The 12,552-nt window shown below is 65.0% G+C and carries 6 protein-coding genes; 4 read left to right on the forward strand and 2 right to left on the reverse strand.

The genetic code is table 11. From position 1 onward, the window contains the following. Nucleotides 1-125 precede the first annotated feature (125 nt). Nucleotides 126-3,818, forward strand: coding sequence for a hypothetical protein (locus tag HG800_RS19550; RefSeq protein WP_169978585.1), 3,693 nt, complete (start codon nucleotides 126-128; stop codon nucleotides 3,816-3,818). Nucleotides 3,819-3,872: 54 nt separating this feature from the next. Here HG800_RS19550 and HG800_RS19555 read toward each other — a convergent pair whose 3' ends face one another. Further along, the gene (locus tag HG800_RS19555; protein ID WP_169978587.1) at nucleotides 3,873-5,954 is read right to left on the reverse strand and encodes an FAD-dependent oxidoreductase; all 2,082 of its coding nucleotides are present in this window, start codon (nucleotides 5,952-5,954) and stop codon (nucleotides 3,873-3,875) included. A gap of 262 nt (nucleotides 5,955-6,216) precedes the next feature. Here HG800_RS19555 and HG800_RS19560 point away from each other — a divergent pair, with 262 nt between their 5' ends. The 3 genes from HG800_RS19560 (at nucleotide 6,217) to HG800_RS19570 (ending at nucleotide 11,823) form a co-directional block, all read left to right on the forward strand. Continuing rightward, a complete protein-coding gene (locus tag HG800_RS19560; RefSeq protein WP_169978589.1) occupies nucleotides 6,217-6,660 on the forward strand; it encodes a PilZ domain-containing protein in 444 nt (147 codons plus the stop codon). Nucleotides 6,661-6,797: 137 nt separating this feature from the next. Further along, the gene (locus tag HG800_RS19565; protein WP_169978591.1) at nucleotides 6,798-8,768 is read left to right on the forward strand and encodes an SLC13 family permease; all 1,971 of its coding nucleotides are present in this window, start codon (nucleotides 6,798-6,800) and stop codon (nucleotides 8,766-8,768) included. Nucleotides 8,769-9,087: 319 nt separating this feature from the next. Continuing rightward, nucleotides 9,088-11,823 carry a hypothetical protein gene (locus HG800_RS19570; protein WP_169978593.1) on the forward strand — a complete coding sequence of 912 codons (2,736 nt, stop codon included), beginning with the start codon at nucleotides 9,088-9,090 and terminating at the stop codon, nucleotides 11,821-11,823. Nucleotides 11,824-11,985: 162 nt separating this feature from the next. Here the strand turns inward: HG800_RS19570 and HG800_RS19575 are convergent. Further along, nucleotides 11,986-12,552, reverse strand: a 567-nt coding sequence (locus tag HG800_RS19575; protein ID WP_206352355.1) for a hypothetical protein, incomplete at its 5' end; no start/stop codon positions are given.

Genomic DNA, 12,552 nt, shown 5'->3' on the forward strand with positions numbered 1-12,552 from the left:
TGGATTGGAGATCCGTTGAAGACCTGAATCGCTGCCCCGCTCGCACGACTTCAAGCTGCCGGGGACGCTGGGAGGAGACCGACCTTCGAGCGGCCCGACGGACGAGACGCCACGGAGCGATCGCCATGCGTTCTCATCCTCAAGCGTTCGACCTCGACGACGTGATTCAGCGCGAGCACGCCGAAGTGCTGAACCGTCGGCGAGCCGCCGGTGTGATCCGAGGAGAGGAGACCTCGGAGGATGTCGCCCGGACCCTGGTGGGTCTGTCCTTCTCGGGAGGAGGGATCCGATCGGCCAGTTTCAACCTTGGGCTCTTGCAGGCGCTCTACCGGCACGGATTGATGCGGTCGATCGACCTGCTGTCGAGCGTCTCCGGGGGGTCGTATGTCTCGGCTCGTCTGGTCTCGGAAGTGACCCATCCGGAAACCCGGCTTGACTGGGAAGGCAACGGCACCGATCACCCGGCCTTGCCCGAACCGGAGTCGAGGCCGGAGCCGGACGGTCAGAGGCCGCACGAAGGCACGGCGCATGTGCCGTCGCGTGATTCCGGGATCAAGACGCCGACCGGCCCGGAACCGCGCGCCCGAGGCCGGACCCGCCGGAAACGATCGCAGGAGGACACGCAGGAGCAGGAATCTCCCCGACGGTCGACACATGGGAATCTTTCGTCGAGCACCTTCGCCCTGGCTCCTGACCCGACGGGCCGTCAGTCTCCGGAAGTCCTGGAGATGATTCGAGGCGGTCGCTACCTGCGTCACGAAACGCTGGCGGGTTTGAACCGCTGGCTGATCGGGATTGTCTTGATTGGCGTGGTGACGTTCAGCGGAGTGCTCTGCCTGGCCTCGCTGTCGGCGTTTTTGTTCCGATTGCTCGATGACTACCTACTGGTCGATTGGCTGTATGTGCTGGGCTTCCCGAGCGACGTGCATCGCGCCTTGTTTCCGGCCTGCGTGGTGTTCGTTGGCTGGCTGTTCGTCTGGGCCATCGGCTACTGGCGTCGAGGGGAGCGAGTGACCGGGCTCTCGGCCCGTCCGCTGCTGGTGCTGACGATCGTGTCGTTTTTGCTGGCGATTTCGGCCCTGCTCGGAACCGGCGATATCGACATCAACTACCTGCGGAACCTGTTCGGCATCCAGCCTCCGGACCAGGAGATCAACCGGATGCAAGGCTGGCTCCAGTACCTCTTGCCGGCCTTGCTGGTGATCTTGCTGTTGCCCTACCTCCGCCCTCGGGAGCTGATCCGTAGCGGCACGCATCCTCGGAACCTGGCCGAGAGCTGGATCTTCGCCATCGCCAGCCGGGCGCTTCTGTACGGCATCCCGTTGCTGATCTTCGCCTTCATGGCGCGCGAGAACCTGTCAAAGTTCAACGAATCGCGGCTCAATCGCGCCGCCTACCTGCACGGCATCCGGCTTCCGGCGCAGTCGGACCTGATCTGGATGGACTTCAAGGACTGGCGGAGCGCCTGGCGATCGCTTGAGGCCGAGGCCAAGGCCGCCGAAGCCCGAGAGGCTGCCGAGGGACCACATCCGATCGACTCGCGACGGCAGTTGAGCAAGCGGCTCTGGCAGACGGCCAACACCCCCATCACGCGGGACGAGCTTCAGACGCTGCTCGGGCCTCACCTCGCGGTGATCGATCGGGACCGTCGGGCGGGGAAACTCGCCTGGCCATCGACCCTTTTGGAACTGGCCGTGCACTGCGAGGAAGAGAACGCCCGCCTGGTGCGCTCGCTCTCGTTCCCGAAACGCTGGCTCTTGCTCGTCGGCCTGGGGGTCGAGTCGCGCAACGCCCTGACTGATCATCATCACTATCGGGTCGCCTCGCGATTGCTGGGAGAGGAGGTCTGCCGCCTCCTGAACCAGAAGGTTCTTCGAGAGCCGGCCCTTTATGAGGATGCTCCGTCCTTGAAGGTGATCACCGTGCGCGACCCGGAGCGCGCCTCGGAACTGGAACTGCTGATCGCGTCGTCCTCTCCGGCGGCCACGACCCTGACTACCCCGTTCGCCCTGACGCTGGAAACCCTTCGAGACGAAGGGGCAGACCTGGAAGCGATGGCTCAGGCCGAGAACCTGGAAGACGGCTACAAGAACTGGATCGCGTTTCGAGCCCAGCTCATCAAGGTCTTGACCCGCGATCCGAACCAGGGGTTTTCGGGGAGGAAGACTCGGGAAACCGCCTTGAACGCCCTGCTCGAATCTGAAGACGCGCAGAACGTCCGTCGCAGGGAAGGAGTCGAGACCGGTGGAGGAGTCGGGGTCGGAGTCGGGGCCAGGGCCTCGGGAGACTCGGATGATGTGACGGCGAGGATGAACGCCACGATCGCTCAGCTTCCGCCAGGCCTTCGAACCCTCGACGCCGAGCTGACCTCCTTGAACCGAGGGTTGCTCCAGACCGTTTACCCTGACCTCTTGAAGCCTCGGGACACGATCTTCGCCTACAACGTGCAGCCGGCCGACCAGCGCATGAGGCTCTCGTGGTTTGCCTGGGCGCTGGGGCTCTTTCTCGTCTCGGCGTTGCTGGTGAACCTCAACGCCACCTCGATGCACGGCTACTACCGCGATGAGCTGGCGTCGATGTGGATTCGGGAGCACCCGGGAGAAGGCTCGACGATCCCGCTTGTCCGGATCGAATCGACGAACAAAGGGGCCCCCTACCCGATCTTCGGCGCGACGATCAGCCAGCTTCGGAGCGATCAGACGCGCGCGAAGTCTCCCGAGGACACCTTCATCTTCTCTCCCCGCTTCTGCGGATCGCTCCGCACGGGGTTCGCCGCGACCGAGGACTTCCAGGCAGGACGATTTGACCTGGCCAACGCCATGGCCATTTCGGGGGCGGCGCTGAGCCCGTCGTACCCGAACAACCCGCTGGTCGCCGTCTTGCTGCTCTTGACCAACATGAGGCTCGGCCAGTGGGTGCCGAATCCCGGCTACCGAGGCTTGCCGCTGCCGCTTCATACGCTCTCGGAGCGTCTACCGGCCTCTCCCCTGCGGTTGCTGATGGACCGATTCTCGAAACCCGACCAGCGCTATCACTGCTTCGTGGCCGATGGCGGTTACGTCGAGAACCTCGGGCTGGAACAGTTGCTCTTGCGACGATGCCGCCTGATCATCGCCTCGGATGTGTCGAGCGACCCGTTCTGCCTGTTCAGCCAGTTCATGGAGGTCGTCCGGCGGGTCCGGACGGAGCACGGGATCGTGATCCGAGGGCTCGACGACGATCCGTTGACCCCCGATCCCGAAGGGCTGCGCTGCATCGTCCCCGACCGATCGGTCCAGCTTGCCGGTTCGGAGGAGACCACCCGGCACTACGCCCATGCCCATTTCGCGGTGGCCGAGATTCACTACCCGCCGGGCCAGGCATCGGGCGATTCCGAGCCGATGACCGGCTGGCTGATTCTGGTCAAGCCGTCGTTCACCCTGGATGAAGGGACCGAGCTGCTCAGCTTCTGGGCCGAGCATCCCGAGTTCCCGAACGATCCGACGACCGACCAGTTCTACGCCGCCGACAAGTTTGAAGCGTACCGGCTGCTCGGCTTCCACATCGGCGAGCGGCTCGCGCAGGCTCTCGACGGCGACCCGTTCGAGCTTCCGGACGGGTCTCAGGCGATGTTCCGGGCGATCCGGGCCGAGTTGCTCGGCCACTGGTCCGACCCGAATCCGAGGCCGCACCCCGACCAACCGCCACCGCGGTCCCGTCGTCGAGCGGCGTCTCACAAACCGACCAACGGCGCGCACGGGGCGGACCTCGACGAAGCGTCTGAGCCCTCCTCGACCCGATCGCACCGATCCTCGCCCTCGCACCACCCGGCCCGCTGACCGGACGGCGCCGGGACCCCGAAGGGAACCGGGTTCCCGGCGGACGATTGTCGATCATCGCGGGAGAAACTGCACGGCGTCGAGAATGACGTGGCCGTTGGTCCCCTCGTTGCGGACCTCGACACGCGATTCACCGTCGAATCGGAAGGTGCCGAGTGATTGGAACGGGCCGGGGCCGGCCGGTGATTGCCGCTGGTTGACCGTCAAGGCCGTCTGACCTTCGGCGTGGTGAATGAGGATCGGAACATTGGTTGCTCGGTTCGAGGAGGGGGCGTAGGCGATCCGGACCTCGTACGATCCTGGTTCGAGTGCGGCGTGATAGGTTGCGGCCTTGGTTCCCTTCCCCTCGTGGTGATCGTGCCGGTAGCCGAGATCGACGAACGGCCTAAGCGCCGAGCTGATCCCCCAGTTGCCGACCAGTTCCGCCTCCTCGTCGTCGATGACAATGCCGTCAAGCTCGGACGACTGGAACGAGACGTTTGGGCGGTTCGAGGTGGAATCGGGCAGGTCGAGCACCTGGCCGTCCTGGAGCAGGCGGTCGCGGAGGGCGTCGGCCGGGATCTCCTGGACGGAGGTATCATGGTCGATCGCCAGAACCGCCCCAGTGGCGGCTGACTGGCCGAGGATCATGAAGACCGGCTCCATCCGAATCGACCCGTAGGCAATGTGCGACGAGGAGAGGCAGACCGGCACGACGAGGTTGGCGCACTCCTCCTCTTTCGGCACGAGGGCCCGGTAGCTGATCTGATACGGGCCGCCGGGGCTGATCTGGATGTCCCCCTCGTTTCGGGCGTGGCCGTTTTCATCCACATAACGTTGAACGTTATGACTGTCCATGTTGTACGAACCCATGCCGACGGAGTCGGGCGTGGCGTCGATCCCTCGGAGGTGGCGCTCGGTCATGACGAAGTCGGAGACCATCCGGCGGGCTTCCCGCACATAGATTTGATGCGGCCAGTGGTCGTTGTCGGTGAACTCATCGCGGGAGAGGCCGTAGCTGGTGGCCTTCGAGCGGATGTCGTCGGGGATATCGGGATCGTTGGCGAGGAAGTACATCAGGCCCTTTTGATACTGCTCGTGCTCGGCGATGATCTCGCGACGGCGTTCGTACGAGGCCTCGGGGTAGTCGTAGTTCATGCCGATGTTGTCGGTCGAGAAGGCGCCGTGGTTGTTGGTGTCGGTCTTGCGGTTGGGAATGGGGTCGAACTTGTTGAAGACCCCCTTGAAACCGCTCTGAAGGTAGCGGCGGAGCAGCTCGTACTGATTCGGGTCGTAGCCTTCGGGCTTCGCAAAGGGGACGCGGTTCTCGGGGTGATCGGTCAGGCACATCCGGAAGCAGTAGGCCTGAAGCCGGTGGTCGGCTTCGCCGTCGAGGCCGGGGTCTTCGTCGTGGATGAGAGGGAGCAATCCGCTGGAGGGGTCGCCGGGAGTGACGTAGGGATCGACCGGGAAATCGAACTGGTGGCTGACGGCGCGTTTCTTCTGGACGCCGTTGAGGGTTTCGCCGTACTGGGCGTTCGACTCGCGGCCAACGGTGTACGAGACGCCGGCGGCGGCCATCAGGTCGCCTTCATAGGTCGCGTCGATGAACATGGAGCCGCGGAAGGTCTGGCCGTCGAGGGTGGTGATGCGGACGATCCGGTTGCCGTTTTTCTCGACACCAGCGTTCCGGTCGAGCCAGGCGTCTCGGACGACCGGGATGTCGTGATCGGCGACGAGATCCTCGAACACGGCTTCGGCGATGTGGGGCTCGAAGATCCACATGGTCCGATTCTCGCCGTCGATGGCGGGGGTGCCCTGCCCTTTGTTGCCGTAGTCGTCGCGCGACTGCCATCGCCAGGCGTCGGGCTCCTGATACTTCTGCCAGACGCGGTGGTAGAACTCTCGGGAGATGCCGCCGATGCCGTCCTTGCGGCCGCTGTCGGTCCAGCCGAGGCCGCCGCTGGAGAGGCCGCCGAGGTGGACATCGGGCGAGACGACCACGACGGACTTGCCCATGCGGTCGGCCTGCACCGCCGCGGCAATGCCCGCCGATGTGCCGCCGTAAACGACCACGTCGAACGTTTGCCCGTCATCGACGGTCGGCGCGGGAACACGAGGAGCGCCCAGGACGGCAATGATGATCGCGAACAGCATGTCAATCACCGAAACGGTTGAACACGACAGAACCGGAGACTCCCGCACAGGAAGCCCAAGGCCCTCGGGAACTCGGCCGGACAGGTTCCCATTGAAGCATCGACGAGGAGTTCGGGCCACCCTCTGTCGATTCTCCGACGCAACTTGCCAGACGTGACCTAAGCTTGTCTTGAGGGACGGCCACCATCCGCGTTCCGAGTTGCGAGATCAACGCGTGTCCGAGAGGCCCTCGATTCTTCCAGAGGATGGGAAAGGCCGACCGATGAAGTCATTGCTGGGCCTCTTTGATTTCTCCTCGAAACCGGATCGGGTGAGCAAACCGACCGGACCGAACCGCCGGCAATCGATCCGATACGGAGCGGACGCCGAGATCGCGATCGGCTGGTGGGAAGGAGACGACTTTCAGCGGGTTGTGGGGGCCTTGCTCGACATCTCCCAGGGCGGGGCGGCGGTCGTCGTGTCCGGCCAGCACGTTCCCCCCGAAGGAACCGCCCACATGCTCCTCGCTGAAGACGGCGGAGCCGACTGGCTCGACGTCATCATCCTCTCGATTCGCCGCGAGCCGGCCGGGCCGGTGATTCTGCACCTCCAGTTCGTCGGCGACGGCTCCTATGCCTTCTTCCGATCGGCCTTGCCCGGAACCGACCTCGGCGGCCGCGGCATTGCCTACGAGTCTGGCGAATACGACCCAAGGGACTGGCGATAAGCCCTGGCACGGCCTTCAACTTCTCAGCCTGGGGGCTCCGCCTCAAGACCGATCTTGCACATCCTGATCAAGTTGAGCTAGATTAACCCACCCGTTCGCTGCTCCTCGATCTTCTCTCGGGCCGGGAACACTCACGCATGTGCGTCTGGTTGATGGTGGTGCTGCTGGTCTTTGGCGCCGGAACCGCCGCGACGGCCCAACCGCCCGACGCCCCGGCGGGCAAGCCCGGGGAGGTTGAGCAGGAGCTGATGCCGATCGACGCGGCTCCGGGAGCCGCTGCCCCCGATGCCAACCGCGCGGCCGAGCCGCCGAAGCTCGGCTTCGGGGCCTGGTTCACGCTCGGACTGACGGCGGTGGTCTTGCTGACGCTGGTCCGAGATTGGGCGCCGCCGGACGTCGTCTTTCTGGGGGCGGCGGTGTTGCTGGCTCTGTTCGGGGTGTTGGACCCGAGCGAGGCGTTCAGTGGGTTTTCGAATCCGGGGGTGTTGACGGTCGCCGGGATGTTTGTGGTGGCGGCCGGCCTGCGCGAGACGGGGGTGCTCGACATCATCGGCGATCGCTTGCTCGGCCGGGTTGGCACGCCCGAGGGGGCCCGGGCGAAGCTGGCGGCCCTGGTTGTGCCGAGTTCAGCGGTGATCAACAACACGCCGATCGTGGCGATGCTCTTACCAGTGGTGGTTGACTGGTGCCGGAGGCAGCGGGTGGCTCCGTCGTCGGTCCTGATGCACCTGTCGTTCCTCTCGATCCTCGGCGGCTGCTGCACGCTGATCGGGACGAGCACGAACCTGGTGGTGCACGGTCTCTTGCTGAAGCAGAACGACCCGAGCCTGCCGGGCCTCGGGTTTCTGGAACTCGGCTGGGCAGGCTTTCCGTGCGCAATGGTCGGGGTGGCGTACCTGCTGTTCATCGCTCCTCGGCTGACACCCAAGCGCAAGGACGTGTTGCAGCAGCTCAGCGAGGCAAGACGCGAGTACCTTTCGGAACTGATGGTCTCCCCTGGCTGCAAGCTGGTGGGCAAGACGGTCGAGGAGGCCGGCTTGCGGCACCTGCCGGGGCTCTTCCTCATTGAGATCGACCGCGATGGCGAGGCGATCGGCCCGGTCGAGCCCGATGTGGAGCTGCACGCCGGCGACCGCCTGATCTTCACCGGAGACGTCTCGACCATCGCCGAGCTGGAGAAGGTCCCCGGCCTGATGCCCGCCGCGCAGCCCGAGTACGAGATCGCCGCCGGGTCCGGTGTCGATCGACCCGGCCACCGGCTCTGCGAGGCGGTGCTGAGCTCGGCCTCTCCGCTGGTGAACCGGAGTGTTCGGGAGGCCGGCTTCCGGGGGATGTACGACGCGGCGGTTGTTGCCGTCCACCGCAACGGCGAACGCCTGGCGGGCAAGGTCGGCGATATCGTCTTGCGGCCCGGCGACACCTTGCTCCTTCAGGTCGGCCCCGACTTCAGCCGGGCCTTCCGCGATCACCGGGACTTTTATCTCATCTCCGAGGTTGAAGGCTCGACCAGCCCCCGGCACCTTCGCGCCCCGGTCGCGGCCATCCTGACCGGCCTGATGGTGTTGGCGATCGCCTCGAACCTCGTCGAGCCGGCCGTCGCCGCCCTGCTCGCCGGCGGCCTGATGGTCGCCACCCGATGCCTCGGGAGGCCCGACGCCCTCCGCTCGGTCGAGTGGCCCGTCCTGCTGGCGATCGCCTCCTCCCTCGGCCTGGCCGAGGCCATGGACAAGACCGGCGCCGCCGCCGCCGGGGCCGATCTGTTGGTGGCCGCCACCCGATCCCTCGGCCCGATCGCCGCCCTGGCGGCGCTTTATCTCGGCACAATGCTGCTCAATGAGCTGGTCACCAACAACGCCGCCGCCGCCCTCGCCTTCCCCCTGGCTTTGGAAACCGCCCGGACCCTCGGCGCCGAGTCCCGGCCGTTCATCATCGCCATCACCCTGGCCGCCTCGTTCGCGTTTGCCTCGCCGATCGGCTACCAGACCCACATGATGGTGTACGGCCCCGGCGGCTACCGCTACGGCGACTTCCTCCGCGTGGGCCTGCCGTTGAACCTGTTGCTCTGGGTGACGGCGATCATCATCGTCCCCATCATCTGGCCGCTCTGAGTGGGGATCGGCCGCTGGTTCCCCTTCAAGGCTCCCTCCGGGTTGAGCCTGGCTGGAATCGATCGAAGATGAGCCTCGGCGGGGTTTCGTAAGCTACGATTCGGGCGGACCTCAGCAATCGAGCGCCTGAAGAAGTGCCGTACCCGAAGTCGAGGCGAATCGGGGAATTGGTGAAGGCTGCCTCTGTTGTTCAGGCCGAATGTCTGAGACGATGTTCCCACCCACCACTCGATGCTTGGCTCATGAACGCGTTCTGATCACAATACACGATCAACCTTCAGAGTTTCCATCCTGATTCTTGACAAGGGATCTCACGACGATGTCCAGGCCTTCCCGATCACGATCCATCGGCCGCCATCGCCCGAAGCACATCGAGCGAACCCGCCTGCAGCTCGAACCGCTCGAGTCCCGAACCATGCTTTCGGCCGATCTGCCGATGCCGGTGGTCGTATCGGGAGCAGCGGGAGCCGAGGTCCTGGCCCTGGAGATTGCGTCCCCCTCCGCCTCGGCGCACGAGCGATTCGTGAACCGGATCGCCACGGCCCTGGTCGATCAGCCGCTGGCCGATGCCGTGCAGGACCGGCTGGTCGGCTGGCTCGATCGGGGCATGTCCCGGGAGCGAGCGGCGGCGATGGTCTTGCAGTCAGTACCGGCTCGCCGAGTGGAAATTCTCAACACGTATGAGAAACTTCTCCACCGTGAACCAACCGCCGGCGAGTTTCAGTTCCACCTGAGCGAGACGGCCAGGGGTGCCGACCAGCTCGCCGTGATCTGGCGGGTGATCGGCTCGGCCGAATATTACCGGAACCGCGGAGGAGGCACGCACGAGGGGTACCTGAACGCAATGGCCGACGACCTCTGGCAGCGGAGCCCGACCGAGGCCGAGACCGCCCGATGGGTCGGTGCGCTTGACCGGGGGGTCCCTCGCTCGCTCGTCGTGGCCGACCTGCTGCGGAGCCCCTCGTACCGGGAGGTGACCGCCGCCCGGATCGCCTCGATCGCCACGCCCGGCCGCGTGGACGAGCAACTCGCCGCCCGTGTTTCGACCGCCTGGCAAGGGCCCCGGGCCTTGACCCGGGCCAAGGCCCTGATGCTTGGGTCCGCCCCCTACCTGGACTCGATCCTCGCCGCTCCGTCCCTCCCGCCAGTCTCCTCATTGCCCGAGTCCGAACTCGCCTCCCTGCCGCCGGTCGGTTATCCGTTTACCCCTAAGTTCAGCCTGTTGACGAACTGGAACCCGATTGCTCCAGGGGGCGTCGACCTGTTCTCGCTCGCCTCCTTCGGAGCCTCGCCGGACGGAAACTACTGGGTCGGCACCATCGCGTCGGGCCTGTTCGCATACGATCCGGTGACGATGATCTCGACCAGCGTCTGGAGCGGCGCAGCCAACTCGATCGCGCCCATCTCGAACACCGAGGCCTGGCTGATCGGTTCGGATCAGTGGCAGGAAGGGCCGCTGTTCATCGCCTCGATCACCAGCTCGGGCACGCTCTCGACCGTCGCCGACCTGCCGGGGGGCGACTCGCCGTCTCAGATCGGCGCCTCGGCCGATGGCATCGTTTGGGTCCTGGGAGGTTCGGGGACGGTCTACTCGTATCAAGAGGCGTCCGACTCGTGGTCGGTCATTCCCAATAACGGATTCTCGATCACGCAACTCGGAATCGGTTCGGCATCGAACATCTGGGCGATCGGCAGCGATGCTCAAGGAAGCGCGGTCTTGCTCTCGTGGTCGTCGGGTGGGGGCTGGGCTGTTGATTCCGAGTTCAGCGGCACCACTCCCACCGAGGTGTCGGCGGCGGCCGACGGCTCGGTCTGGGTCGTGGCCGATTCCGTACTCTTCCTTCGTCCTCCGGGAGGATCGTGGGCTGCCGTCACGAAGCAGACCCCGCCGGGCATGTTCTTCGGCCTGGCGGCCAACGACCGAAACCGCGTGCTGGCCTCCCTCGACTCGGCGCAAGTGCTTCAGGTCCTCTCTTTTGGCCTGCTCGACCGGCCGGCCACCCCGTTTCCCGAGGTGACCGATCAGTGGGACGCCGGCTACGCCGCCATCAACGCCGGCCTCGGTATCGTCGCGCCGGGCGGTGTCCGGGCGCTTTACAACGACGCAATCGCCACACTGAGCGGTTATCTCAACAAGATTGAGTCCACCTTGCCCGGTCAGGAGATCCCGCGACCGCCCGATGTGTCCCCGACCAACTGGGATGCCATCAAGAGCCAGCTCATCAATGAACTGAACGACGTGATGGGCGTCAACAACCTGTACACGCAGCTCACGACCCTCAATTCGGACATCGGCACGGTCACGAACGACCGGCTTGTCGCCGCCGGAACCCTCGTCGCTCTGACCCAGAGCGAGCAGCAGAACGACACCGCCTCGCTCGCGATTGTCGGCGTGTTCGAGGCTGCCCTTGCGGCCATGGCAGCAGCTTTCAGTGGCGGAGCGGCCATTGGCGCCGCGGCCATCGCCTCGGGGATCGACAACCTCATCGGCGACCTGACCAACCAGCCGAACCCCGGCCCCGATACGAAGCTCGAAGAAACGTATGCGGCGCTCTTGACCACCCTCGGAAACCTCTTCACGGACAATGTGAAAACCTTCGCTCAGCAGCAAACGACCATCGTCGGGGATTACGGGATGCTCTCGACCCTCGGTACGGCCATCTCCTCCGGGCTCTGGGACTGGGAAGACGTCACCACCAGCGCGATCGAGCAGGCCACGTCCAACAGCTACGACCTGTTCTTCTATCAGTCGCTGATGCCAGTTAAGTGGCAGATTGTGTACATGGAAGATTACATTTGTGATCTCTATGTCTGCAATCAACTCAAACCGCCGACCTACGATCTCTACGAGGTTGTTCTCCAGCAAAGCAACACGTCGCTCCTGGCCGACGTCTGGTTTGTCAACCAGATCGGTGCGTCGACCAACCCCTTCGACAATCCCGGCCCGTACCCGACCGAGGAGCTGCTGACGGCCATCTGGAACCTTGGCGTCTCGCAGAGCGACTTCTACAACGCCCAGAACGGCTGGGATCTGAAGATCGTCAATGCAACCTGATCCTTCCCGAGGAGCACTCGGGGCGCCCTGCAGGGGCACCCCCGCCTCCCGGAGCATCACCTCAGGTGATCACGACGCAACAACGAACTCTCTCGGTCCCGCCCTCGCCCTGGCCCTCGCCCCCATTGGTGCAACGAACTGAGGCCGATTCCAGGCGTCAGGTTATCGGCCCCGATCGAACGCGATCCAGCCCGAGCCGGACCAGGAGTAACCGACCAGGAAGGGGGCTTCGAGCAGAAACGGATCGGAAATCGCCGTCATCACGAAGCTCCCATCAACCACCCGCTCGAAGCGGCCCGTACTCCCCGAGGCAGGGGTGAACTCGGCGACCCAGACGGTGATGAACCGACCGTTTCCGACGAAGATCAGCTCGACCTGACCCTCGTAGTCGAAGCAGAGCACGTCGCCATTGGCCGCGGTGAAGGCCACGGGCTTGGCGCTGGAGAAGGCGCCGGTCGTCGGTCCGGTAAACGCATCAAGCCGGACGAGGCCCTCGGCCTGGTAGCGTCCCAGGTGTGTGGCCGTGCCAATCGCGTCGTGCGGCGAGGCCTGCCCCGGCACCAGGGGGATGAACTCCGCAACCCCTGCTCCCGTCACCTTGAAGGGAACAACCTGTGCTCGTGCCGGCGCCGCCCCGAGCGCAAGGAGCATCGCGAGGAACCCCATCAGAGATACCGTTGGGATGCCGTTTCGAACCATCGCTTGCATTTTCAAACACTCCTGAGTCCG

Origin of the sequence: Tautonia rosea, assembly GCF_012958305.1 — a bacterium.
Classification (GTDB): Bacteria; Planctomycetota; Planctomycetia; order Isosphaerales; family Isosphaeraceae; genus Tautonia; species Tautonia rosea.

What these genes read in the sequence shown, in the direction of transcription:
- HG800_RS19550 (WP_169978585.1), top strand. Translation starts at nt 126, where the DNA reads ATGCGTTCTCATCCTCAAGCGTTCGACCTCGACGACGTGATTCAGCGC.
- HG800_RS19555 (WP_169978587.1), bottom strand. Translation starts at nt 5,954, where the DNA reads ATGCTGTTCGCGATCATCATTGCCGTCCTGGGCGCTCCTCGTGTTCCC.
- HG800_RS19560 (WP_169978589.1), top strand. Translation starts at nt 6,217, where the DNA reads ATGAAGTCATTGCTGGGCCTCTTTGATTTCTCCTCGAAACCGGATCGG.
- HG800_RS19565 (WP_169978591.1), top strand. Translation starts at nt 6,798, where the DNA reads ATGTGCGTCTGGTTGATGGTGGTGCTGCTGGTCTTTGGCGCCGGAACC.
- HG800_RS19570 (WP_169978593.1), top strand. Translation starts at nt 9,088, where the DNA reads ATGTCCAGGCCTTCCCGATCACGATCCATCGGCCGCCATCGCCCGAAG.